General features: G+C 44.3%; 20 protein-coding genes and 6 tRNA genes. 14 read left to right on the top strand and 12 right to left on the bottom strand.

The annotated features are described in order from the left end of the window. Window positions 1-46 precede the first annotated feature (46 nt). A complete protein-coding gene (locus TM7x_RS02195) occupies window positions 47-2,140 on the top strand; it encodes a hypothetical protein (protein WP_039327499.1) in 2,094 nt (697 codons plus the stop codon). Between the two features lie 107 nt (window positions 2,141-2,247). Here TM7x_RS02195 and TM7x_RS02190 read toward each other — a convergent pair. Both TM7x_RS02190 and TM7x_RS02185 read right to left on the bottom strand, forming a co-directional pair. Further along, a tRNA-Gly gene (locus tag TM7x_RS02190) sits at window positions 2,248-2,323 on the bottom strand. Between the two features lie 50 nt (window positions 2,324-2,373). Next, window positions 2,374-2,449, bottom strand: a tRNA-Phe gene (locus tag TM7x_RS02185). 72 nt (window positions 2,450-2,521) lie between these two features. Here TM7x_RS02185 and TM7x_RS02180 point away from each other — a divergent pair. Then, a tRNA-Gly gene (locus TM7x_RS02180) sits at window positions 2,522-2,596 on the top strand. A 55-nt stretch (window positions 2,597-2,651) separates the two neighbouring features. On the opposite strand, the gene TM7x_RS02175 is transcribed toward TM7x_RS02180, so the two are convergent. Further along, window positions 2,652-3,395: a slipin family protein gene (locus TM7x_RS02175; protein WP_039327497.1), complete on the bottom strand. Its 744-nt coding sequence runs from the start codon at window positions 3,393-3,395 to the stop codon at window positions 2,652-2,654. 89 nt (window positions 3,396-3,484) lie between these two features. Here TM7x_RS02175 and TM7x_RS02170 point away from each other — a divergent pair, with 89 nt between their 5' ends. Continuing rightward, entirely contained in the window at window positions 3,485-4,651 is a 1,167-nt protein-coding gene (locus TM7x_RS02170) for a replication-associated recombination protein A (RefSeq protein ID WP_039327495.1), read from the top strand. 37 nt (window positions 4,652-4,688) lie between these two features. Then, window positions 4,689-5,258: a hypothetical protein gene (locus TM7x_RS02165; RefSeq protein ID WP_039327493.1), complete on the top strand. Its 570-nt coding sequence runs from the start codon at window positions 4,689-4,691 to the stop codon at window positions 5,256-5,258. Between the two features lie 62 nt (window positions 5,259-5,320). Here the strand turns inward: TM7x_RS02165 and typA are convergent, their stop codons facing one another. From typA to TM7x_RS02140, 5 genes are all read right to left on the bottom strand, one after another. Further along, window positions 5,321-7,144: a translational GTPase TypA gene (gene typA / locus TM7x_RS02160; protein WP_039327489.1), complete on the bottom strand. Its 1,824-nt coding sequence runs from the start codon at window positions 7,142-7,144 to the stop codon at window positions 5,321-5,323. Window positions 7,145-7,242: 98 nt separating this feature from the next. Next, window positions 7,243-7,722 carry a hypothetical protein gene (locus TM7x_RS03985; RefSeq protein WP_138074080.1) on the bottom strand — a complete coding sequence of 160 codons (480 nt, stop codon included), beginning with the start codon at window positions 7,720-7,722 and terminating at the stop codon, window positions 7,243-7,245. A 61-nt stretch (window positions 7,723-7,783) separates the two neighbouring features. Beyond that, a tRNA-Val gene (locus TM7x_RS02150) sits at window positions 7,784-7,860 on the bottom strand. 23 nt (window positions 7,861-7,883) lie between these two features. Beyond that, window positions 7,884-9,614, bottom strand: a complete 1,731-nt coding sequence (locus TM7x_RS03820; protein WP_052198828.1) for a LamG-like jellyroll fold domain-containing protein — start codon at window positions 9,612-9,614, stop codon at window positions 7,884-7,886. A gap of 41 nt (window positions 9,615-9,655) precedes the next feature. Then, a complete protein-coding gene (locus TM7x_RS02140) occupies window positions 9,656-10,285 on the bottom strand; it encodes a hypothetical protein (protein ID WP_039327483.1) in 630 nt (209 codons plus the stop codon). A gap of 543 nt (window positions 10,286-10,828) precedes the next feature. On the opposite strand from TM7x_RS02140, the gene TM7x_RS02135 reads away from it, so the two are divergent. After that, window positions 10,829-12,121, top strand: coding sequence for a hypothetical protein (locus tag TM7x_RS02135; protein WP_039327480.1), 1,293 nt, complete (start codon window positions 10,829-10,831; stop codon window positions 12,119-12,121). A gap of 76 nt (window positions 12,122-12,197) precedes the next feature. Continuing rightward, a tRNA-Leu gene (locus TM7x_RS02130) sits at window positions 12,198-12,282 on the top strand. Window positions 12,283-12,499: 217 nt separating this feature from the next. Here the strand turns inward: TM7x_RS02130 and TM7x_RS02125 are convergent. After that, window positions 12,500-12,871, bottom strand: a complete 372-nt coding sequence (locus TM7x_RS02125; protein WP_039327478.1) for an EXLDI protein — start codon at window positions 12,869-12,871, stop codon at window positions 12,500-12,502. A gap of 178 nt (window positions 12,872-13,049) precedes the next feature. Between TM7x_RS02125 and TM7x_RS03980 the strand changes: the two genes are divergently transcribed. The 3 genes from TM7x_RS03980 (at window position 13,050) to TM7x_RS02115 (ending at window position 15,494) form a co-directional block, all read left to right on the top strand. Next, window positions 13,050-13,520, top strand: a complete 471-nt coding sequence (locus tag TM7x_RS03980; protein ID WP_082001342.1) for a tyrosine-type recombinase/integrase — start codon at window positions 13,050-13,052, stop codon at window positions 13,518-13,520. Between the two features lie 235 nt (window positions 13,521-13,755). Further along, on the top strand, window positions 13,756-15,366 hold the full coding sequence (locus tag TM7x_RS02120) for an FAD-binding oxidoreductase (RefSeq protein ID WP_039327476.1): 1,611 nt from the start codon (window positions 13,756-13,758) through the stop codon (window positions 15,364-15,366). A gap of 41 nt (window positions 15,367-15,407) precedes the next feature. Next, window positions 15,408-15,494: transfer RNA gene (locus TM7x_RS02115), tRNA-Leu, on the top strand. A gap of 119 nt (window positions 15,495-15,613) precedes the next feature. Here the strand turns inward: TM7x_RS02115 and TM7x_RS02110 are convergent. Next, window positions 15,614-15,997, bottom strand: coding sequence for a hypothetical protein (locus tag TM7x_RS02110; RefSeq protein WP_039327472.1), 384 nt, complete (start codon window positions 15,995-15,997; stop codon window positions 15,614-15,616). A 287-nt stretch (window positions 15,998-16,284) separates the two neighbouring features. Here TM7x_RS02110 and TM7x_RS02105 point away from each other — a divergent pair, with 287 nt between their 5' ends. Continuing rightward, the gene (locus TM7x_RS02105; protein ID WP_039327469.1) at window positions 16,285-16,821 is read left to right on the top strand and encodes a TrmH family RNA methyltransferase; all 537 of its coding nucleotides are present in this window, start codon (window positions 16,285-16,287) and stop codon (window positions 16,819-16,821) included. Here TM7x_RS02105 and TM7x_RS02100 read toward each other — a convergent pair. Continuing rightward, window positions 16,818-17,246: a hypothetical protein gene (locus TM7x_RS02100; RefSeq protein WP_039327467.1), complete on the bottom strand. Its 429-nt coding sequence runs from the start codon at window positions 17,244-17,246 to the stop codon at window positions 16,818-16,820. The genes TM7x_RS02105 and TM7x_RS02100 overlap by 4 nt on opposite strands. An 89-nt stretch (window positions 17,247-17,335) precedes the next feature. Continuing rightward, window positions 17,336-17,560: a hypothetical protein gene (locus TM7x_RS02095; RefSeq protein ID WP_039327465.1), complete on the bottom strand. Its 225-nt coding sequence runs from the start codon at window positions 17,558-17,560 to the stop codon at window positions 17,336-17,338. 265 nt (window positions 17,561-17,825) lie between these two features. Here TM7x_RS02095 and hisS point away from each other — a divergent pair, with 265 nt between their 5' ends. The 4 genes from hisS (at window position 17,826) to TM7x_RS02075 (ending at window position 22,100) form a co-directional block, all read left to right on the top strand. Next, window positions 17,826-19,160, top strand: a complete 1,335-nt coding sequence (gene hisS / locus TM7x_RS02090; protein WP_052198827.1) for a histidine--tRNA ligase — start codon at window positions 17,826-17,828, stop codon at window positions 19,158-19,160. A gap of 26 nt (window positions 19,161-19,186) precedes the next feature. Next, window positions 19,187-20,476, top strand: a complete 1,290-nt coding sequence (gene tig, locus TM7x_RS02085; RefSeq protein WP_039327463.1) for a trigger factor — start codon at window positions 19,187-19,189, stop codon at window positions 20,474-20,476. 1 nt (window position 20,477) lies between these two features. Next, a complete protein-coding gene (locus TM7x_RS02080; protein WP_039327460.1) occupies window positions 20,478-21,077 on the top strand; it encodes an ATP-dependent Clp protease proteolytic subunit in 600 nt (199 codons plus the stop codon). Window positions 21,078-21,161: 84 nt separating this feature from the next. Then, complete coding sequence (locus tag TM7x_RS02075; protein ID WP_039327458.1) at window positions 21,162-22,100, top strand: thymidylate synthase; 939 nt, start codon at window positions 21,162-21,164, stop codon at window positions 22,098-22,100. Window positions 22,101-22,102 lie beyond the last annotated feature (2 nt).

The following is a 22,102-nucleotide window of genomic DNA, read 5'->3' as shown; positions in this document are numbered from 1 at the left end:
TATTTCATATTATTGCGTAGATAATTCTTGTGAGTATAATAAGCTTATGAAAAACAGTAAAAAGGTATTAGGAAAACGTTCACGAGAAAAAATTATATCCGACATTAAGTTGCTCGTAGCAATGAAAGGCTATATATTTGCTTTTGCGGAAATTATTTCACGAGATTTCTTTATAGACATACATGATGCAGCCAATGTGAACTGGCGGGAGAAACTACACGTCAACGAGGTGGCTCTTCTTATGGGGCTAATGCTCAAAAATAAGGCTGTTAGTTTCGATAATATTAGTAAACATCAAATCGAGAAGACGGTCAAGCGTACCAGATCACTGCTAGATGAGCTTCATTGTACCTATATGTATGATTTTAGCAAAGCTATGATGAAACATACGCCAGAACAAATTAAAACTATGAGCGATGAAGAGAAAGAGAAAGAATTTCGAAAAATCTTTGGTAGTAAAGAAATGATTATAGAAACCACTTTTTATGGTGATACGGGTTTTTACGACGTACAGCCATTTGAGATGGCACAAAAGCTATACGCTCGGGACGAAGATTGGATTAAGAGCAATACGAAGTTTAATATTGTAAAGTCAAAAAGTATATTCTTTGCCCTGAAGAGTATGCTCAATGGTGTGCATTTTGCCCGCTCAACGCTTACTGGTGAAAAAGTAAAGTCATTACGTGCGATAGATGAAATGGCATTTCCTTTTGATCTTATTGTTGAGACCATACAGACTACAGAAAAAAGTATTACAAAAGAAGATATTCGGGCGTTTCTTGAACTATTTAGTTGTTCGTTTGGCGACCAGCCGGAGACCTTCAACGAGCCTGGTGATGAAAATATATTCACCTACAAGCCGATTATTAACCTAGGCAGCGACATCTACTTTTTCCCGAACACGATGGCACTAGCATCGGCTATATATAAAAGTCCTTTGTACTGGATGCGTCAGGATGAGCAGTATGCCAATACTGTTAATAAACATATTGGAGAAGTGGCCGAAGACATAACCTATGATTATTTCAAAGTTATTTTTGGTGAGGCAAATACATATAAAGCTGTAAAGATTACTAAAGGAAAGAAAGAATTGACCGATATTGATGTTATGGGAATTATCGGCAATACAGTCATCATCGCCCAGAATAAAAGCAAAAAAATGACAGCTGCCGCACTCAACGGTGATGTTGATGCTATTAAATCCGATTTTCAGAAGGCAGTTATCGACCCATATGAGCAAGGTATAAAAGTCCGTGATGTGCTTCTGGGTAATGAGTCTTACAAGTTAATTGATAAATCAGGTAAGCAAATTACGCCACCAGAAAACATAAAGCACGCGTATATATTGTGTGTATCAAATGAGCCGTATCCAGCAGTAATGGATCAGATGCGTGTATTTTTGGTGGATGTTGATCAATTACCACCAATGCAGCTAAGCCTGTTTGATCTCGACTTAATGGCTGAATATTTCAAAGACCCATATGAGTTTACTTTTTATATTAAACAACGTCTTGAAAATCATGAAGGTATAATATCATCAAATGAGATCATCCATCTTGCATATCATCTGAGATGCGGACTATTTATGCCTGGAAACTCTGACATGCTTGTATTAGACCAATCTTTTGGTCAACTTATCGATGCAGACTACTATCACAAGAAGATGTGTACACCAAAACCTAAAAAGGAAGATGCTTTATTTAATCCTTGGCAGAACAAGGACTTCAAGAAACTGGTCAACACCATCAAACAGATGGATGATCCTTCAGTAACTGATATTGTTTTCTTTCTGATGACGATACCCCAGGAGATTGTAGACGATATAATGAAATATATAAATATGGTTAACTCTCAAGCCAAGAAGGATAAGGGTAAATTACACGATTTTTCATTGCAGATCACAAATAATGAGCAGCCCTGGGGAGGTGTAACTTATATGAGCGGTAGCTCAGGGCGAGACGTTATTCCTAGATTGCAAATAATAGCTACTATGAATAAGTATAGGGCTAGGGCTGGATACTGGTTAGCATTGGGTGCGGATAATTCAGGTAATATACAGTATGTAATGTTTGATGATGATCCATGGATGCACTCAAGGCGTATGGATAAAGCTCTAAAGTTTTACGGTAAGAAAACCTGATTTCCGAAGGCTAATAAATAATTATCCGCCAAATAAATAACTGGACCACGAGCTGATTTATTAGAATATTATTAAAAAACCGAGCCTAAAAGCTCGATATTCAAAATTGGTGCGGGTTAGGAGACTCTAACTCCTGGCCTCTTCCATGGCAAGGAAGCGCTCTAACAACTGAGCTAAACCCGCATGCGGTTCCAGAGATTATTTTAGCAAAATCGCTGGATGATTGCAATACTTGGTGGCTCCTCCCAGACTTGAACTGGGGACACAAGGCTCTTCAGGCCTCTGCTCTACCAACTGAGCTAAAGAGCCACATGGGTGATTGCTACCGCCAATTATACTACAGATTGCCCGCACTGTGCAAGCGTGATAAAATGAGAACACGCGGGTGTCGTATAACGGCTATTATGTGACCTTCCCAAGGTTGAGACGGGAGTTCGACTCTCCCCACCCGCACCAGAAATTATAAAAGCACCCCGCCAGTTTACGGAGTGCTTATTTTTATGGCTCGTTATTATTTCTTGCCGCCCCGAATAGCATCGATCAGTTCAATTGGGAAGAGCATCATAGTCTTTTGACTTGGCTCGGTCGAGATTCGCTCCAGTGTGTTCAGTGTACGCAGATTAATGGCGCCTTGGGTTTTTGCCAGGATCTCCGCCGCTTGTGCCAGCGTTTCGGCGGCAGCTTTTTCGCCATCGGCGTTGATAATATTGGCACGGCGTTCACGCTCAGCTTCGGCTTGCTTGGCCATGGCTCGCTTCATGTCACCAGGCAGTTCAATGTTCTGGATTTTGACATTCTCAACGTCAATACCCCATTTGTCAGTTTCGGCATCGACAATTTCCTTGATCTGCTGCGAAATCTCTTCACGCTTGGCGAGCAGGTCGTCCATGTCGACATTACCAGTGACATCTCGCAAAGCCGCCTGGGCAAATTGGCTGGTGGCATAAATATAATTGGTCGTCTCAAGCACCGCCTTTGGCGCGTTAATCACTCGGAAATATACCACCGCGTCAACGCCGACGGTGACATTGTCCTTGGTGATAACTTCTTGTTTCGGTACGTCAATCGGTGTCGAACGCACGTCGACCAGCATCATCGTTTGGAAAATTGGTACGACCACTCGAAGTCCTGGTTCGCGTACGCCAGTAAACTTACCGAGCGTCAGCACCACGCCGCGCTGGTATTGATTGACGATTTTAATGCCGCTCAGTACAAAAATAGTCAAGATGACTAAAATTGCTATTGATATTTCCATAAATTCCTCCTGTTTATATAATGTTATTCTAGCATATTCTGCGCAGTTGCGACTTGATGAGTAACTAAATTTATTCGTATAATAAGAGCATGGGACGAATACCGTTGGCCGAGCAGATGCGGCCGCAAAATCTGGACGAGGTGATTGGGCAGAGCCATCTGTTGGGTGAGGGTGAATTGCTCCGTCAGATTGTGAGGCGCGCTGAGCCGGTCAGCTTGATTTTGTGGGGGCCGCCAGGCACGGGTAAGACGACGTTGGCGCGAATTATCGCTCGTGAGGTTAATGCAGAGTTCGTCGAGCTGTCGGCGGTGACTAGTGGTAAAAAAGATGTCGAAAAGGTGATTGAACACGCCAGGCAAAATTGGAACTTTAACCTCAGGACGATTCTGTTCGTTGATGAAATCCACCGCTTTAATAAGGCGCAGCAGGACGCCTTTTTACCGTATGTTGAGAGTGGGCTGATCACCTTGATTGGTGCGACCACCGAGAATCCGAGTTTTGAGGTGATCACGCCACTGCTCAGTCGGGCGCGAGTGCTGGTGCTGCAGCAACTGACCAAAGATGAAATTGTACTAGTGTTGAAGCGGGCATTGAAGGTTTTGAAACAAACCAAGCGAGTGCCGCCCAAAGTCCTGGATTATTTAGCGGAATTAGCGGACGGTGACGCGCGGGTGGCCTTGGGTAATTTGGAATTGGCACTGAGTTTTGGCGGCAAAGTCACGCCGGAGGTCGTCAAAGCAGCGGCCCAGCGGCGTTTGCCGGGCTATGACAAAAAAGGCGATACACATTATGACGTCATCTCAGCGTTCATCAAGTCGCTGCGCGGTAGTGATTCGGTGGCTGCGGCGTATTATTTGGCGCGGATGATTGACGCTGGCGAAGACCCGAAGTTCATCGCACGGCGGATGGTGATCTTTGCGTCAGAAGACATTGGGTTGGCTGGCAATGGTGCGCTGAGCCTAGCGGTCGCTACGTTTGAGGCAGTTGAGCGCGTTGGCCTGCCTGAGGCCAAATACAATCTATTTCACTGTGCTATCGCTCTGGCTCGCAGTCAAAAGTCGCGTGAGACCACTGATGCGATGAACGATGCCTTTTCTCTGGCGCGCAAATATCCCAATTCACCCGTACCGCTCCATCTTCGCAACGCTGCCACCAACCTGATGAAAGATCTAGGCTATACCAAAGACTACAAATGGCAAGCTGGTTTTAAACATAAAAAAGGATTTTTACCGGAAGAAATTAAGGATGTGTTATAATTAGCGTATTAATATTTCTTTAATAGGAGAAAATAATATGCCAAAACAAGAACCTCAGCAGCCACAGTATGCGCCACAGCCAGATCCAAATGCACAATATGGCCCAGTGCCACAATCTCAAAACACCCCGTACGAGCAGCAACCAGTTAACCAGCAATATTTTGCTCAGCCACAAGCAGCTCCAGTGCAATATGTTGTTATGGCAGAATCGCTAAAGGGCGTTAAGGGATGGCTAATGTTCTTTGTGGTTTGTTTTGTTATTGGTGGCATTGGTAATATAGGAATGTTTTTCAATGCTATAATGAATCTTAGTCAGCCTGAGAATATTATTTCTTTGATATTCTCACCGATACTAGCAGTTTTGTCGATCTGTGCTGTTGTGTTTATAGCTATGCAAAAGCGTCTTGGTAAGTGGTTGGCGGTAGCTACGCTTATTACGGCTGGGATAAACAACACCGCAAGTATGATTGCCTTACACGCATCTGGGAAATCGGGCGAGGATACTCCAACGCTAATTGCGGGAATCATTACTATGTTGATACTGGAAGGTCTGGTTATTCTATACTTCTTTGTGTCACGTAGGGTTAAAGAAACACTTGTCAATTAATTAGCTCACAATTATAAAAATAGCCGCTCCATTACGGGGCGGTTATTTTGTGGTTTACACGACTATTGTTTCGCAGCGCGTTTTCGCTCGTTTGCGTCCAGATATCGCTTGCGAAGTCGTAATGACTTTGGCGTAACTTCCAAAAGCTCGTCATCCTCGATAAAGTCGATACATTGCTCTAGGCTGAACTGTGTAAATGGCGTTAGCTGCACCGTGCCATCGGACGATTTGGAGCGCATGTTGGTCAGGTGCTTAGCCTTACAGACGTTAATTTCGATGTCTTCTTGGCGATTATAAATACCGACGATCATACCGGCGTAGACTTCCGTGCCAGGCCCGACCAAGAGTTCGCCGCGTGCCTCGGCCGCCTGCAGAGCATACGGCGTTGTCGTGCCGGCTTCAAAAGCGATGAGTACGCCGCCGCGGGTCTTTGGCAATTTGCCGCCCAGCGGTTGATAGCCGCACGGCAGGGAATTCATGATCACCGTGCCTTTGGTGGCGGTCAACAGTACGTTTCGCAGGCCGATCAACGCTCTCGTCGGCAGCACGTAGGTGATGCGAGTAGCGCCGCTGGCGGTGGTTTCTTGCGACTTCATTTCAGCATGGCGCGCACCCAATTCTTGGCTGATCGCGCCGATGAATTCGCTGCTAATTTCGATTTGTAATTCTTCAATTGGCTCTTTTTCGACGCCGTCCTCGGTGATGGTGACCACTTGCGGGCGGCCGACTTCAAATTCAAAGCCTTCACGCCGCATGGTCTCGATCAAGACGCTGAGGTGCAGTTCGCCGCGGCCAGACACCGTAAAGCCGATGCCGTTTTCTTCGACGCGCAGAGCCACGTTGGTCTCCAGCTCTCGCCGCAATCGGTCGCCAATTTGCCGCGAGGTGGTAAATTCACCCTCGCGCCCTTTCATCGGGCTGGTATTTGGGCCGAGATACATGCTCAATGTCGGCGCTTCAATGGCAATCGCCGGCAGGGCTTCAGGCTGTTCTTTGTCGGCAATCGTATCGCCAATGTGTGCTTCACTGACGCCGACCAACGCCACAATGTCGCCAGCAAACGCCTCGTCAAGCTCTTCGCGGTTCAGTCCGCGGTAACCAAAAACTTTCTCAATTCGCGCTGAACCTGACACTTCGCCCTGTTTCATCAGGCTAACCGCCAGACCGCGCTTAACCGACCCGCGAGCGATCCGCCCAATGGCATATTTACCCTGAAAGGTGTCGTACTGCAAACTGGTTACCAACATCTGAAACCCGCCGTCAGCCGTGACGCTCGGTGCCGGGATATCATTGATAATCGCCTCAAAAATTGGCGTGAGATCAGCGTTGTTGCTCGGGTCGGTAGGAATTTCCCGCCACGCTTTACCATCGCGCCCGATAGCATAATAAATCGGATAATGCAGCTGACTATCATCAGTCGCTAACTCCAAAAACAGATCGCTTAGTTCATCCTCGACTTCGGCAATTCGCCTGGCTGGCTTGTCAATCTTATTGATCACCACCACTGGTTTTAGCCCCAATTCCAAAGCCTTACTCAACACGAACTTCGTCTGCGGCATCGGCCCTTCCTGTGCGTCCACGATCAGCAGAACGCCGTCAGCCATATTCAGGGTTCGCTCAACTTCGCCAGAGAAATCGGCGTGTCCTGGCGTATCAATGATGTTTATTTTGTAGTCGCCGTAAAAAATTGACGTTTGTTTGGCGGTAATGGTGATGCCGCGCTCGTGCTCTTGATCGCCGGAATCCATAATCAATTCCTGGCTCATCTCGGCTTGGTTGTCGCGGAATGTTCGCGACTGCTTTAATAGCCCGTCAACCATGGTCGTTTTGCCGTGGTCGACGTGGGCAATAATGGCAATGTTTCGAATCTTGCTAGCGTCCTTCATAAAAATATGGTCTGATGTTAGTAGCAGACCTTCCTCTTAATATAGAATTTTATCATGAATAGGGGAAAATAAAAAGAGTGGAAGTTGTGTTTAATACTTTAATATACTGCAACTTGCTGCTTGTCAAGTTGGTCTTTTGGAAAATTTATCAGTCGAGTTTTGCCGTCGGCTCTATGCAAAATATCTGAATCAGCCATTACTATACTGATGGCTTGTGTTGCCAATTTAACTTGCGTCGGATTTATTTTTAATTCTTGGCGGGCTAATCTCTTCGCTTTTCTATTCTTCGTACAAGCTATTAGTAGCTCGGGATGGTCCGGCATATCGTCTAGCTGAGGTATGTATATTCCGTAAGCAGGTTCTGTTCGGGCGAAGTAATTTACAATCTTGTCCTGTCGAATTTTTACTCCCCAATGTTCACGCTCCGCTAATAAAGCTTCATTTCTTTCAAGGTAATCACAATATATATCTGTATGATGGTTCTCGGGAGATATTATTATGTGCCCAGATAGATCTCTGTTTGTAGATAATTCTCGTGAGAATATAACCAATCCAGAAGGATGAGGTTTGGTCACCATATCTATGTCAAGATGAGTTGACGTAACGTAAAAAGATTCCATATTTATATCTAACGTGAAATGGTGGGAAATACAGGGCTTGAACCTGTGACCTCACGAATGTGAATCGTGCGCTCTAGCCAGCTGAGCTAATTTCCCATCGCTATTCCAATTATATACTACTATAGGGCGCCCGCCAAATAGTGGTCACGAGCTTGTTGTTCGGTGAGGGCAGTCGTATAGACTGAGCTGTATTGCATACTGCCTTTAAAATACTTAGGGCCTTGATATTCGCTGTCGTCAGCATTTTTCCAATAAGTCAATTTGCCGCATCCAACCTTCCAGTATCCGCCGTTAGGTACATTTTCTCCGGCAGTCATTGATGTATTGGTGTCGACGCGGTTTCCATCTAAGTAGAGTGTCGCACCGCTTGGCGACATAGTGGCAACGACGTGATGCCAGCGGCCATCAGCATAATCTACTCCAGCTTTTGAAGCAACAAGTTTGATGCCTCCGTTGTAAACTCCAAATACTACTCGACCGTCTTTATCAATATATATATGACGATCACTTTGTCCACCGCCGTTATAGTCACCTTCGTATAAAGAGCTAAAGCCCATTAGTCGACCATTGCTTCGATAATTAGTGCTAAACCACACCTCCAGGCTAAAGGTATTTGGCGCAGGATTGACCTTCTGCTCTGCTGACGTTCCGTGAGTGAGACAGGCGTTTACTCCGTTAAATACTGAAACGCGTCGATCGTCGCGCACACAACCGGTGTTTGAGACGCTGGCGCGGCTGGGTGAGCCATCGCTCGGCGAAGGTTTGCCATGGTTGCCATTGCCAGAGAGATCAGTCACGATAGGGTTGGCGGCATGGTCACTGTTGAGCGCCCAAGCAAAATACGGCTGAGGATTGGGGCGAATTTGTGACCGAATCCAGGTAGCTTCGGAGCACTTGAAGTAGGCGCGAGCTTGGACACGGTTGGTGCTATTTTGTATGGTCGCGGTAAATCCTGCCAGAGAAGACAATTGTACGGTCAGAAGCACTACTTCAAACAAGATGATGATAGCGAGTAGCATCATGTTGCGATTTCGCTCATGAACAAGCTGCAGTCCGGTAATTTCTTCTTCTGGTGGCGGCAATTTTACTAACAGCGCTATGAATAGCGGCAGCAGACACCACAATAGCGCAAACACCACGCCCGTTGGCCCAAGTGACGGCCGTGGCACGTAAATATAATGCCCCTGCGCGTCGGTTTCGGTGGCCCGCACGATGGCGGTTTGACCAGTATGAACACGGTTGCCGTCATCATCACGAATAGGGAAAATACCCGTATTGACAATGTGAAGTCGCACGTCATTTTGCTGGTGCGTAGCGATACTGAGCATGTCAGCACGAAGCCACGGATTAAGGATCAATGTGGCCAAGATAACCACCAGCGTTCCGCCAATGATGCGAACTGGCCAACGCCAGCGTTCACGCAGTCGCTTGATACACGAAAGCAAATAGACGATGATCCAGCCGATCAGTAATATCGGCGCAGCACGCCAGACCCAGCCCCACACAGGAGCAATTACCACCGCTTTGCCGATCACGTCTCGGTTAGCCACCGACAAAGAATCTGCTACGGCGTTGAGGTCACCTTTGGTGGTGTAGCTGTGGTCGTCATTGATTTTAGTTAGGCGGTGAGTGTATACACTGCCGCTACGATAAAACGTGATGATGTCGTCTTTGTTATAGGATTGTTGCGGCTGCGTAACGATTAGCGTCCCGACTGGAGCGGTTTCGCCCATACTTGGTGTGGCGATGGTAAAAAAGCGAAAACCAGCTAGGTGTAGTACGAGCACTGAGCCTAGACTTAGTAGGCTCAGTGCTGCTATTACCCAAATGCTGGTTTTACTAAATTTCATTACCCTTCAGTATATCAGATTTTACGGCTATTTATGAGATACTAGGCGCTAAATTGCCAGGTGATTGGCTGTGAAATTTGGCGACCCTGGAAGCTGGCGTCAGTGTTTGCTGGCAGTGCAGCAGTTATGATCAATGTAACTGTCTCATTTGGTGCAATTGGGTGACCAACGACTGTCTTGATATCTTGAGCTACTGCTTGCTGGAAGGCTTCTGCCGTACCGCTCCAAACCTGTGTACCGTTAGCACGGACGGTAACGGTCATTTTGCTACACAAGTTACCCGTACCAGAGACTGAGGCGCCTGGCGCATTCTCAGTTGTACAAGCACCACCCTTAACAGTGAAGGCGCTGGCAGCGATGCTACCCTTGTTGGTAATTTTTACAGTCGTGTCAGTGCTGCCGCCTGGAACGAGTGCTTGGCCGCCATATTTGTTGATGGTTGCACAAGTGGCGCTACCGGTACCGGTAGTGGTGCAGGTAACTGTTCCGTCGTGGTTCTTTTCTTCCATAACCAACGTACCAGTTGATGCGGTGTTTACGCTGTTGGTGATGGTTGCGACGACACCAGCGAATGTTGGCGTCAAGCTAAACGCCACCATCAGTGTCATAATTCCGCCGACAACCGCCAGGCCAATACGCTGCCTTCGGAAATAGTTATTTGCTTTGCTCATATTAATATAAACCCTCCTCGATGATCCAAGTGGATATCTCGCATTATTATTTGCCTTGGCGTGATTGTAGCATAGGCGTTTTGGTATAGTCAATAATATTTTCATAACAATTAAAAAGTCGCCATATTACAGGCGACAATTCCGAAAAAAATCCGTATATATAACGTAATGGTGCGGATGAAAGGACTTGAACCTTCACGCCGTGAGGCACATGCTCCTAAGGCTAGATAATTAAGCCTTCTTTTCACTTAGTGGAGAACTTACGCACACCGCCGGCAAGAGGCCTCCAGCAGGCAAATAATGGACAATAAAGGCAAAAATGATATAAGAGTTAGTTCTAACTCGTTGTTTTTTGTTTGTTATTGTACTGGGCTGCAAGGAGTCAATTCTGGAGTCTAGTGCGGAGTCTAATTAATCAAATTGGATAAGTAAGATTCTCTACTCTTAGGGGGTAGCCGTTCTCAAGAACAAAAGTGATATAATTATAGTTGAAGTTAAAATAAGGGGTGGCAAACTAATTAAGCAAAAAAGGAATAACGCCTCATGAGCAAATGGGAAGATCGTATACAGAATAGTGCCACATATACTGCAGCCAAGAAATTATTAGCTAAGTTTAATGAGATAAACTCTGACAGCGTGTCTATTGAAGCAATCGATGATATCAATCGGGCAAAATTGGTCATTGAGCTTTTAGTGGATAGACTTGATAATACAGATAATCGTCTATTATCAGTATCAAGTATTGATAATATTGGCAGTTATCTCTCAAGTGTAAGTTCGTGTTTTGATAACTGGCAAAACACTCGCGATGATGTGTATCTAGGTATTTCTTATATGAATGGATACATTGATGGTATATTGTCGTACATTACTTCATTGACACCCGCTATGGACATAAAGGAAACTCGCAAGGCTATTGCGGGATTGAATAGGTCAGTCGGTCAATATAAGCGTACAGCAGCAAAAGAGATTGATAGTATATCTGCTAAAGGAACTACTGCAGAAAAGACCATTGACGAAAAAGTTACTGAAGCTAAAAACGAGTTTGAAGCACTTGGTGTGAAAATAGGTGAACTTAACAAAGATTTAAAAGACATAAAAGATTCTTCAAATAAAATCTCTGATTTACAACAATTATCATTTACAAAATCTGAAAATGTACGTAATGAGGCAGTTAATAAATTTATCGAAGAGCAGAAACGCACAATCAAAGAAACGTTTAGCAAAAAGAGTGATGAAGCCGATCGCACTGCGGCTGACATAAATAAAAAACTAAACGCTACTGAGGCGAAGGCAAAAGATAGTCTTGCTAGAATAGATGAATTATTGAATATGGCTGGAGATAAAACACTAATCCACGATTATTCTAGTAGTGCTAAGGAAGACATGGAAGCTGCTGATAGGTGGCGTAAAATAACGGTGCGCTTGCTTTTTGCGGTATTAATATTTTCTTGCTTGGTAGTTTGTGAAGTCATTCATATTAAAGATGTGTCATGGCAATTCTTAGTAGCTCGAGCATTTGTTATGCTAATTGCTGGAGGTGTAGCAGGATACACAGCCACTCAATCAAGCGAACATCGCAAAGCACAGCGAGCTAATCAACGAACAGCTCATCAACTTAAAGCGCTAAAGCCTTATCTGCTAAGTATTGAAGGTGATGTAAAACTAAGAAATGAAATTATCAAAACAGTTGCATACCGAATATTCAATAATGAAGAGAATAATCAAGTTAAAAAATCAAAAGGATTATTTAAAAGCAAAGAGGAAGCTCCTATTATGAGTTCGCAATTGATTGAGTTGTTATTAGATTTAGCAAAGAAAATTCCTGTTAAATAAAAAATGTTAAAAATGTGGTAATTTATTTTATTTACTGATATACTTGCTTACAGAAATATTTCACAATATCAAATATGCGGATGTGGTGGAATTGGTAGACACGTATGCCTTAGGAGCATATGCCTCACGGCGTGAAGGTTCAAGTCCTTTCATCCGCACCAAAATCTGAATTTTTTCGAAATTGTCGCTTGAAAAAGCGACTTTTCATTTTTTCTTTTCCTCTCTTTCTATTTTTAAGCAAAGAAAAAACAGTAAACCTTTTTCGATTTACTGTTTTTTTATACTATTTTTATTTAATTGATATTACTAAAATTAGGAGTTCTACGTGCTTGAGTAGATATTATATTTTCAGTCAATGCTTCATTCTTCATAACACAATCAAATATCTAATATCTCAACAATTTCTCCATTGTGCTGTTTCAATTCAATCTTCCGAATTATTTCTTCTCCCAAATATTTAATAAAATCGCTTAATTTTGATGAAACTTCAAATATAATGTTGTGTTTACTATCATTCTCTGGATTAAATGTTGAATTATAATTTCTTTCGTTTGACCAATAATTCCAATTTACATCTGTTCTTTCGTAATAAACATAATTCTGTTTTTTTGTAATATATATTCTTTTGTTGATCAATACCTTTTCATCTTCAGATTTAAAAATATCAGAATATATTTTTAAGCCCTCAAATTGCTTATATTCTTTAATTTTATCATTTGAAACATTAAGCTTTATTTCTTTATAATCCATAATCTTTCCTCCTTAAACTTGTTGCCTATACTGGAGGTCATTATAGCATTTTTAAGGCATCTTACTCTATAACAGACCATCCATACTACGGTTTATTCCTTATCATGTGTCATTATGAATTACGACGCGGTGAAGCGTTTGGCTTGCACTGGAAAGACATTGACTTTACCGAAAAACTATACATATCAGACAGCAAGTTTATCTCGTAGGACATGAGCCAAAAATCGGCTCACTCAAAACAAGGACAAGTGCTCGCGATCTGCTACTTCTGCCGAGTATAAAACAGGAGCTGCAAGCAGAATATGAACGATGGCTCTATCCAGATGGTGACGAACTTCTCTACCTTACCAAAAAAGACAACCCGATAGACGGTAGAAGCTTTATCAAAACATCTAAAGATGCTGCCCGAAAAGTGGAATTAAAAGAGATAACGCTTCATGAGATTCGCCATAGCGTTGCTACAATGCTCAAAGAAGCTAACGTCTCGGCAAAAGATGCACAAGTTATCCTTGGGCATTCTTCAATAACAACAAATTTGCAAATCTATACTCACTCAACCGAAACAGAAAAATCAAATGCACTTCTCGCTGTAACCGATAAAATTTACAATAAACATAACGACAACGACCAAGCAAAAACATCCTTATGAACAATAAAGGAGTCTAAAAGAGGAGTCTGTTGCAAGAATAGACTCCTATTTTAGTAAGAAAAAGCTATATTACCCCTATAAAATACAAGAATAGGTAAGCAAGCTTGTTAGCTCCTAAGGCTAGCGCGTCTACCAATTCCACCACATCCGCATAACCTGATTATATCAAAGTAAATTCTACTTATCAACTACACATGCTTATGCTAAAATTAAATCAATAGACCAAGGAGGATTAATGAATAAAGTTGCGAAATATTTGAATGAACATCTGAGCGGCGAAGTTGTATCGCAGGATTTTGCGCTGAGCCAGTTTGAAGTTGACAACGGACTTTTGGCTCGTCGGCCGGAAATGGTTGTTCAGGCGGCTAATATGAACGACATTAGAAAAGTGATGCGGTTTTGCTCGCAATTAGCGGAAAAAGGTCATGTTTTGCCGGTATTTGTTCGTGGCTATGGTACAGATGAGACGGGTGCAGCAGCAAATAAAGGTATCGCAATTGATGAAAAAGCTTACATGAATCGTGTGGTTGGTATTGATCCTCGCCAGCAGTTGATTCATGCGCAAGCGGGGATCTCGCTTTCGGCAATTAACGCAACTTTGTCGACTCATAAAGGCTTAGGTTTGCCACGCACTTCATACATTGCAGAAGATGGCACGATTGGTGGCGCTATCAGTACTGCTCCTGCTGGCATGTTGTCTGGAAGTCACGGTCATTTTGCTGGTACTGTCCAGCAACTAGAAGTCGTTCTGAGTAATGGCGATGTCATCCAGACCGGTCGAATATCTCGACGTGATCTGAGCAAGAAAAAGGGATTGTCGACGTTTGAGGGTGAGATTTATCGTGAGATCGATAACTTAATTTCGGACAATGCTGAGTTGATCGCCCAGATGGACCCAGATTTACCGGATACTGTGGGCTATAGTGGAATTTCCCGGGTTAAGCAAAAGGATGGTTCGTTCGATTTAACACCGTTATTTATTGGTAGTCAGGGAAGCTTGGGTGTGATTTGTGAAGTCATTATGAAAGCTAAATTCGTCCACCCAGAATATTCGGTTGTTGCAGCTTCGTATAAGAAATTGTCAGACGCCCAGTCGGCCGTCGAGCTGGCAATAAAGAATAAAGCTTCCTCTGTGGAAATAATTGACGGGCGATTCTTCCGTCAGGCAGCCAGCGTGGGAAAGGTCGTTGAGTGGGCGCCAAAAGAATGCTTTAAGGGTGCTGTAGTCCTGGCTATTTTTGATGATTTTTCAGACCGAGCGCGTAATAAAGCTGCAAAGAAATTGACCCGAAAATTGGAATCATCAGAAGCGGTCGATATAAAAACATTACATTTAGAAGAGCAGGACCTATTCAGCTTGCATTCGGTTTTGGCGCTAGCGGAAAACCCAAGCGAACCACACATGATTACGCCACGTGCGTTTTCTGGTATTTTAATGGCGCCAGAGAAAATGGATAGTTTCATCGGCGATTTGAAATCTCTGGAGGCAAAGTACGGTGTGAATCTTCCGGTATTTATTGACTTTTCGAGTGATTACATCGCATTATATCCAATGTTTGATAGTAAAAAGGTGAGCGAGCGTCAGAAGATCTTACAATTACTGACTGAAATCGCGCAGATCGTTGAAAAATACGGCGGTTCATTTGCGGGCTTTGGTGGTGATGGTCGGCTAAAAGCCAACTTTATCTATAAAAATCTGCCAGATGATGAAAAACAATTATACGCGAAGGTGAAGCAAATCTTTGATCCAGCTGGAATTTTTAATCCAGGAATTAAAGCGGAGGCGCAACCAAAAGAGCTGGCCTCAGAACTAAACGCGTGGTGTAAGCTGCGTAATCAAGCTTGATATGAGGTTAAATTTGGGCTATAATAACGCGTAGCCCACATGCGGATGTGGCGGAATTGGTAGACGCGCTAGCTTCAGGTGCTAGTGTACGCAAGTACGTGAAGGTTCAAGTCCTTTCATCCGCACCAGAATTGAAATTTTTCACCATAAGAAAATCACCCTGGAAATGGGTGATTTTTAATAACTTAAATTCAGGGTCTACATGACAGGCAATCGTGAAGGAACAATCACCTGCCATGTAGAATCGTCACGACTCCATAAAGAGATTCTGAGAGTCTACCATGATCTCAAAGAGAGATTTGCGGATTTCATCTGCGAAGAGTATGACCCAATCGCATTTCTCTTTGTCTGAGAAGAATTTGACGGGTTCAATCTTGATCTGGGTAATCGCGTATGCCGCGGAGACGACTATGTCGAGTATCGCCTCTCCTGTCTTCTTGGTGCCGATCTTGTTCTCATTGAATCTCTTCAGATCTCTTATAGACTCTTCGAATGCATCTGCTTGCAAGTCGAATACAAGGATGCCCACGAAATCTTCTACCGTGGAACAATTTTCGTCTTTCAGGACGATGAGACACAGTTCTTTCCAGAGAGTGTCAATTTCAGAGATTTTGCCCGTAAGGCTTTCCATGTACTTGTCATAGCGCATGTCTTTCTCTTTTCGTGATTTCTCATCGGCGGAATTGCGACGTATTGTTCTTTAACAATACAAGATGAGATTTCATTTCTCTCAACGATTCTTAAAAAAGAAATAAAAACTCATCTTGTATTCGATTGCCTGTCAATGTTCACTTTCGGACAAGGATTTGCTCAACTTATCAACGAAAGCTGTCTTTATTTATACCATACTTGTTTTAAAAAGTCAATAGAATTACTGGATTTTACCCTTTATTTAGTATTTTTGCTAAAATAACAGAGATGGAAGATAAAAGAAATGTAATTGATAAGTTTAAGGGTCGAAGCGAGGCAGAGATTATGAAAGATCTGGACGCCAAGGATCACGGCTTGGTGATTGCTCTGGAGAACACCGAGCGGGACTTTAATATGGGGACAATTGTCAGGAGCGCTAATGCGTTTGGCGTGCGGCAGATTTATGTGATTGGGCGCAGGCAGTGGAATAAGCGTGGTGCCATGATGACGGATAAATATCTTCACATTACGTATCTGGCGACGACGGAAGAGTTTGTTGAAAAAATGCGTAATGAAGGCAGGAAAATTATCGCGATTGATAATATCGAGGGTAGTGTGAATATGTCGCAAATGTCGCTACCAAAGCACGCGGTTTTGGTATTTGGGCAAGAAGGGCCGGGGATTTCTGCGGAATTAGCGAACGCTGCGGATCAAATTGTGGCGATTGAGCAATTCGGCTCGACTCGCTCCATAAACGTTGGCGCGGCGGCTACTGTGGCTATGTATTGTTGGCTGCAGCAGAATGTGCTGGCGGAAAATAACTAGTTGATTTCTGCGCCTTGTTGTCTTAAAAAGTCACGAGTTTCATCATCTAATTTGCAATTTATGAAACGTGATCGTGTTGCTAATTTCCCACTGCCATAGACAAATTGCGTTTCCTCGTCATATTTCATACCACGGAAGTCGCAGTCCTCCGCTTCAATAATAGCTTTTACACCGCGAAAATCCACATTCCGAACTGACGAATTGGTAAAATAAATCGGTTGCCCGTAGATGTGCTTTGCGTCGTCCAGATTACAATTCTGAAACACGAAAAAGCCCATGACAAACTGGTCGAAATCAACGCCATGTAAATCCTCATCCGTAAAGCGAACAAACTCGCCTTCTTGAATGGCGGGATAGCGCTCGCGTTGGTAAGTTGGCAAATCATTGGCGCGAATGGCGGCGGTGATTTTATTAGTAGCTCTCATAATACAAGTATAGAGCAGTTTTTGGTTTATGCCAAAGGCAAGGGCAGACATGCTTAGGTCTGCGAAGTAGTGACTAGATTAGACTAGCCCTAATCCTGGCGGGGCACATCCCGCCAGTCACGGTTCTGAGGGATATCTGCGAGCGTGCCGTCGGCGTTGTAGACCTCCGTCGCATGCCCGATAGAGCCATCCCCAGTGGGTCCGTGCTGGTTGTAGTAGTATCCGCCCGGAACGTTGGGATCGTTGGTCGAGTTGACGGTGTGGGAGGTCCCATCCGGGTCGATCCAACGCTCGCCATCCTGGTAGCCGCTCATAGACTACACCTTTCTACTAGTGCCTGCTCAATGCGCAGAATTACGCAAAAAGCTAATATATACCATATATCAATTATTGGGTTTGCTGTCAACAGGTATTTACAAAAAGCATGAAATTTACTATAATAGACATATGATTTTACCTAAATTCCATCATTCACACGTGTTGCCGAGGTAGGACTCTGATTTTTGATTGTACGCGCCGAGTTCTGCCTCGGCGTTTTTGATTGCTATAAATAAGAAATAATGACATAATGGAGCTAACATGAGCAGTTTATCAACACAGAATTACAAAGGTTCACGGGACTATTTTCCAGAGGAAAAGCGTCTGCAGAATTACATTTTCAACGTTTGGCACAAGACGGTGGAGAGTTTTGGTTACGAAGAATACGGCGCGCCGCTATTGGAGCCGTTAGATATTTATCTTGCAAAGTCAGGCCAAGAGCTGGCGGGTGAGCAAACTTATGCCTTTGAGGATCGTGGCGGTCGAATGGTGGCGATTCGCCCAGAGATGACGCCGTCGATTTCTCGAATGGTGGCAGCTAAGCGTCAAGAACTAGCCATGCCAGCTAGGCTGTATTCTATTGCTAATTTTATGCGTTATGAGCGGCCGCAGCGGGGGCGTGAACGCGAGTTCTGGCAATTGAATGCGGATTTGTTTGGTGTGGATGGCGCGGCAGCGGATGCGGAGATTATTGAGCTAAGTCACGCTAGTGTGATGAACTTTGGCGCCAAGCAAGAAATGTTCACGGTCAGAGTAAATAATCGCCAATTGATAAATCGGTTGATGAGCCAATTCCTAAAACTAGATATTGTTGGATCGACAATGATGATGAAGCTGCTGGATAGGAAAAATAAGATTCCCGCTGAAGAATTTAAGCGTCAGGCAATTGAGATTTTTGGCACACAAGCATCAGAGGGGCTACCGAAGTTGGCGAAGATGATTAGTATGAAGTCGGTTGATGATTTGCCAAGCGAGCTAGCCAATGACGACAGCGTTAAGCAGCTACGTGAAGTAATGAAACTGCTTTGTCAAAAAGGTATTGAAAATGCGGTGTTTGACGTCACGCTGATGCGCGGTTTGGATTATTACACTGGTATGGTGTTTGAGTTGTTTGATAATTCGCCGGAGAATAATCGAGCGCTGTTTGGCGGTGGACGATACGATGGTTTGGTTGGTCTATTTGGTGTTGAGCCGATTTCAACGGTCGGGGTTGGAATGGGTGCCACGACTATGCAGCAGTTCTTAGAGGTTCACGATTTATTGCCTAAATTAAAATCTAAGACAGATGTCTATATAATTCCGGTATCTAAGGAGTCATTAGTGGGCGCGGATGATTTGGCGCGAAAATTACGCAACGAAGGCGTGCGAGCAGAACTGGACATTACCGGGCGAAAAATTGACAAGCAGATAAAAGCGGCGCTGAAAAAACAGATTCCTTTTGCCGTGTTTGTGGGTGAGGAAGAAATTGCTAGCGGCGCGTATACGGTTCGCAATTTGGTGGAGTCTGATGAGCAGAAAGTTGGCGCTGAGCGGATTGTGACAATTGTCAAAGACCGTCGATATGATGGCGACGAAGATGCGCTGTTTGAGCTCTAATCTGATATCTGTTATAATTAGTCTTTATGAAGACGACTGTAAAAAAATTATCAGATACTAAAGTTCAATTGACAATTTCTCTGGGTACGAGTGAATTAGCTGATGCCGAGCAAGTTTCTCTGACGAAGTTGGCCCGTGACATTAAGGTTCCAGGATTCCGTAAAGGCAAAGTTCCGGTAAGCGTGGCCGCTAAGCACGTAGACCCTAACGCGTTGCAGGAGCAAGTTTTAGAAAATGCTTTATCAAAAGCGGTGGCTGAAGCATTTTTACAGGAAAAATTTCAGGCCTTGGACCGCCCAAGTGTTGAGGTTAAGAAATTTGTGCCGGGTGCTGAATTAGAATTTACGGCTGAAGTTGAGATTATCCCGCCAGTGAAGCTGGGTGATTATAAAAAGCTAAAAGCTAAAAAAGAAGTAGCTAAGGTTGAAGATAAAGAAGTCGATGACGTCATTGAGCGAATTCGTAAAAATTATTCTGAAAAGTCAGAAGTAAAGCGTGCAGCTAAAGCTGGCGATGAAGCAGTGATTGACTTTACTGGTAAAAAAGACGGCGTGGCATTTGAGGGTGGCTCTGCGAAGGAATATGGCCTGAAGCTTGGTGATGGTCAATTTATTCCAGGTTTTGAAGAGGGTGTGATTGGTCACAAAGCCGGTGAGGAGTTTGACCTGAAATTGAAATTCCCAGAAGATTATCACGCTGATAATTTGGCCGGTCAAGACGTTGTCTTTACTGTAAAAATCCATAAAGTTAACGAGCTGAAATTGCCAGAGCTGAATGATGAATTTGCGGCAAAGTGTGGTCCTTTTACAGAGATGAAGGAAGTGAAAGCAGACATCAAGCGCGAGCTGACCATGCAAAAAGATCGTGAAGCTGACGAGAAGTTTAAGGACGCGCTAGTCAGTGAATTGGCGGAGAAGAGTAAGGTGTCGCTACCGGAGCTTTTGGTTGAAGATCAATTGCGGTCAATTGAGCGTGATTTGACGCAGAATTTGATGTACAGCGGACTGAGCCTGGATAGCTACTTGAAGACTCAGGGCTTTAAGGACAAAGACGAGTGGACAAAGAAAGAAGCTCGTCCAGCTGCGGAAAAGCGCGTTAAGGCTGGTCTGGTGTTGGCAGAATTGTCAAAAGAATTGAAGATTGAGGCTTCTCGCGATGAGATTCAGAAGCAGATTGACTTCTTTAAGCAGCAATACGGTAAAGATAAGAAAATGTTGGAGCAGTTTGATAATCCAAATGTTCACCGTGATATCGCCAATCGAATGATTACCGATAAAACTGTCGCTAAATTGATGGAATTAAACACGGCGAAATAGTATGAACTCGCCCAAATCTTATCTTATTCCTACAGTGATCGAGAAGTCGGCTGATGGTGAGCGGGCGTTTGATATTTATTCACGTTTGCTGAATGAGCGGATTATTTTCCTTGGCGAGGAGGTTAATGAACATACTGCCAACAGTGTGGTGGCGCAGTTACTGCATCTGGCGTACGTTGATCCGGAGGCGGACATCTCGCTCTATATCAATAGTCCGGGCGGCAGCGTCTATGATGGCATGGCGATTTATGACACTATGAATTTTATCAAGCCGGACGTAGCGACCTATGGTATCGGTCTGCAGGCTAGTATGGGTGCATTTTTGCTCAGTTCTGGCGCCAAAGGCAAGCGGTTTTGTTTGCCGCACGCCAAGGTGATGATTCATCAGCCTTCCTCTGGCACGCGCGGCAAGGTGACCGACATGGAAATTGACCTGAAAGAAACGCTGGAAGTGAAGGAGATGCTGGCGAAAATCATGGCCAAAAACACCGGCCAGAAACTCGCTAAAGTCAAAACCGACATGGAACGCGACTACTGGATGAGTCCTCAGGAAGCGGTAAAGTACGGGTTGGTTGATAAGGTTTTAAGTAAGCTATCATAGTCTTTTTGTTGTCAAAAATACCGCTGGTTTTGCTTGCGGTTATGCTCGCGTATTGTCATAATTGAGAAAAGGCAAGGAGGAGGTATGAGGCAATATTTAGACGCGTTACAGCATGTCCGTGACAGCGGCGTAAAAAAAGGCGACCGCACTGGCACGGGTACTACGGAAGTGTTTGGCGTGCAGACGCGGTATGATTTGGCGGACGGATTTCCGGCTATGACCACGAAGAAGTTATATTTCAAAAGCGTCGCTCATGAGCTTTTATGGTTTCTTAAGGGTACGGGCAATATTGAATATTTGGCGCAAAACGGCGTTCATATTTGGGATGAGTGGCCATATAAAAATTACCTAGAAAAAACTGGTCAGAAAATACCAGAAATTAACGGCGACGAGTGGCGCGCTGGAATGAAGGGATTTATTGATAAGATTGCGACGGATCACGCGTTTGCTGAGAAGTGGGGTAACTTGGGACCAGTCTACGGCGTGCAGTGGCGGAAATGGCCGGACGGCAAGGGCAGGACGATTGACCAAATCCAAAACGCCATCGACATGATAAAACATAATCCGACGTCGCGGCGCAACATTGTCAGCGCCTGGAACGTGGCGGAAATTGACGACATTGTGCGGTCGGGCGGACTGCCGCCATGTCATACTATGTTCCAATTTAATGTGCGGCCAGGCAGAAACGGTGAGAAGGATAAGCTGGATCTGGCGTTAACCCAGCGTTCGGCGGACATGTTCCTCGGCGTACCGTTTAATATCGCCAGTTACGCTCTGCTACTGTCGATGATCGCTCAAGTAACTGATAAACAGCCTGGCGAATTCATCCATACGCTAAATAGTGCGCATATTTATAATAATCACAGCGCGCAGGTCGATGAGCAATTGTCGCGCCGTCCGCTGCCGCTGCCAAAGCTGTGGCTGAATCCAGATGTTAAGAATATTGATTACTTCACCATTGACGATATCCGCCTGGAGGACTACGAGCATCACCCGCCGATTAAGGCGCCGATTGCGGTGTAAAA

This window comes from Candidatus Nanosynbacter lyticus, from assembly GCF_000803625.1.
In the GTDB taxonomy this organism is placed as follows: domain Bacteria; phylum Patescibacteriota; class Saccharimonadia; order Saccharimonadales; family Saccharimonadaceae; genus Nanosynbacter; species Nanosynbacter lyticus.
The sequence above is the reverse complement of the archived record's forward strand: the minus strand, read 5'-3'. Positions and strand labels throughout refer to the sequence as shown.

Bases quoted from the DNA above. Each gene is read 5' to 3' on its own strand.
- TM7x_RS03985 (WP_138074080.1), bottom strand. From the start codon at position 7,722: ATGGTGACCAAACCTCATCCTTCTGGATTGGTTATATTCTCACGAGAA.
- TM7x_RS02175 (WP_039327497.1), bottom strand. From the start codon at position 3,395: ATGGAAATATCAATAGCAATTTTAGTCATCTTGACTATTTTTGTACTG.
- TM7x_RS02170 (WP_039327495.1), top strand. From the start codon at position 3,485: ATGGGACGAATACCGTTGGCCGAGCAGATGCGGCCGCAAAATCTGGAC.
- TM7x_RS02095 (WP_039327465.1), bottom strand. From the start codon at position 17,560: ATGAGCGGCTACCAGGATGGCGAGCGTTGGATCGACCCGGATGGGACC.
- TM7x_RS02125 (WP_039327478.1), bottom strand. From the start codon at position 12,871: ATGGATTATAAAGAAATAAAGCTTAATGTTTCAAATGATAAAATTAAA.
- TM7x_RS02140 (WP_039327483.1), bottom strand. From the start codon at position 10,285: ATGAGCAAAGCAAATAACTATTTCCGAAGGCAGCGTATTGGCCTGGCG.
- tig (WP_039327463.1), top strand. From the start codon at position 19,187: ATGAAGACGACTGTAAAAAAATTATCAGATACTAAAGTTCAATTGACA.
- TM7x_RS02110 (WP_039327472.1), bottom strand. From the start codon at position 15,997: ATGGAAAGCCTTACGGGCAAAATCTCTGAAATTGACACTCTCTGGAAA.
- TM7x_RS02165 (WP_039327493.1), top strand. From the start codon at position 4,689: ATGCCAAAACAAGAACCTCAGCAGCCACAGTATGCGCCACAGCCAGAT.
- typA (WP_039327489.1), bottom strand. From the start codon at position 7,144: ATGAAGGACGCTAGCAAGATTCGAAACATTGCCATTATTGCCCACGTC.
- TM7x_RS02105 (WP_039327469.1), top strand. From the start codon at position 16,285: ATGGAAGATAAAAGAAATGTAATTGATAAGTTTAAGGGTCGAAGCGAG.
- TM7x_RS02080 (WP_039327460.1), top strand. From the start codon at position 20,478: ATGAACTCGCCCAAATCTTATCTTATTCCTACAGTGATCGAGAAGTCG.
- TM7x_RS02075 (WP_039327458.1), top strand. From the start codon at position 21,162: ATGAGGCAATATTTAGACGCGTTACAGCATGTCCGTGACAGCGGCGTA.
- TM7x_RS02100 (WP_039327467.1), bottom strand. From the start codon at position 17,246: ATGAGAGCTACTAATAAAATCACCGCCGCCATTCGCGCCAATGATTTG.
- TM7x_RS03820 (WP_052198828.1), bottom strand. From the start codon at position 9,614: ATGAAATTTAGTAAAACCAGCATTTGGGTAATAGCAGCACTGAGCCTA.
- TM7x_RS02120 (WP_039327476.1), top strand. From the start codon at position 13,756: ATGAATAAAGTTGCGAAATATTTGAATGAACATCTGAGCGGCGAAGTT.
- TM7x_RS02195 (WP_039327499.1), top strand. From the start codon at position 47: ATGAAAAACAGTAAAAAGGTATTAGGAAAACGTTCACGAGAAAAAATT.
- hisS (WP_052198827.1), top strand. From the start codon at position 17,826: ATGAGCAGTTTATCAACACAGAATTACAAAGGTTCACGGGACTATTTT.
- TM7x_RS02135 (WP_039327480.1), top strand. From the start codon at position 10,829: ATGAGCAAATGGGAAGATCGTATACAGAATAGTGCCACATATACTGCA.